The sequence below is a fragment of the Rhodohalobacter sulfatireducens genome (assembly GCF_022012475.1).
Taxonomy (GTDB): domain Bacteria; phylum Bacteroidota; class Rhodothermia; order Balneolales; family Balneolaceae; genus Rhodohalobacter; species Rhodohalobacter sulfatireducens.
In genome coordinates this window covers 1-1,014 of sequence record NZ_JAKLWS010000096.1, presented here as the reverse complement: position 1 = coordinate 1,014, position 1,014 = coordinate 1, and the positions used below count along the sequence as shown (strand labels likewise).

1 protein-coding gene is annotated in these 1,014 nt (G+C 36.1%); it reads left to right on the top strand.

The window, feature by feature from the left end:
• Positions 1-273 precede the first annotated feature (273 nt).
• On the top strand, positions 274-828 hold the full coding sequence (locus L6773_RS21235) for an REP-associated tyrosine transposase (protein WP_237856681.1): 555 nt from the start codon (positions 274-276) through the stop codon (positions 826-828).
• The last annotated feature ends 186 nt before the right edge of the window (positions 829-1,014 follow it).

The window sequence follows — 1,014 nt, the reverse complement described above, 5'->3', positions numbered from 1 at the left end:
TGCTTTTAATTACTGTCACATCTCAAATCTCATATCTGACCTACCCACCGGCCGGATACGTATAATAAGCCTCGAAACTCAGCGGAATGCCAATTTGAAATAGCGCGAGCGTCTCGCTCGTGCTATGGAATCAATCCAAATCTCATAAATCTTTTTAGTATCAGCGTATCTCTTCTGATGATATTTTGTTTACAATTATAAATAGTACAAAGAAATTTCTGTAAGGTTTTTCACTTTTGTGATTCATACTTATAAAAAGACGTTTTCAGATCGATGAGTGAAAAATTTAAAATTCTTGACGATAAACTGCCTCATTTCGTCACCTTTACAGTTGTGAGATGGATTGATTTATTTACAAGGATCGAATATCGAGAGGTTATAATCAAGAATCTTAAATATTGTCAAAAGAATAAAGGATTAGTCATTTATGCTTATTGTATCATGACCAATCATATTCACTTAATTCTGAGTTCTAGTGATGAAACAAATCTAAGTAACACTATTCGGGATTTCCGGGGGTTCACATCAAAAAAACTCTTAGATGCCGTCAAAAACAATCCAAGAGAAAGTCGGAAAAAATGGCTCTTAAAGTCTTTTAGAAGTGAAGGAAAAAAGAGAAGATCGAATGAAACCTATCAACTCTGGAAAAGAAATTATCATCCACTTGAATTGGATAACCATAATTTGATCAATGAAAAAATTGAATACATTCATCAGAATCCTGTAAAGGCAGGTATTGTGTTTGATGCGAGTCATTATGCGTTTAGCAGTGCATCAAATTATTCTGGAAAGCAAGGGCTTTTACAGGTTAGGAATATATTTGAGTGAGACAGGTACAAGTTTGATGTTGAAACAGGCACAAGCGGGACGCTTGCGCCATCTCAAAAAAAATTGGAATATTGAAATAGCGCGAGCGTCCCGCTCGTGCTTTTAATTACTGTCACATCTCAAATCTCATATCTGACCTACCCACCGGCCGGATACGTATAATAAGCCTCGAAACTCAGCGGAATG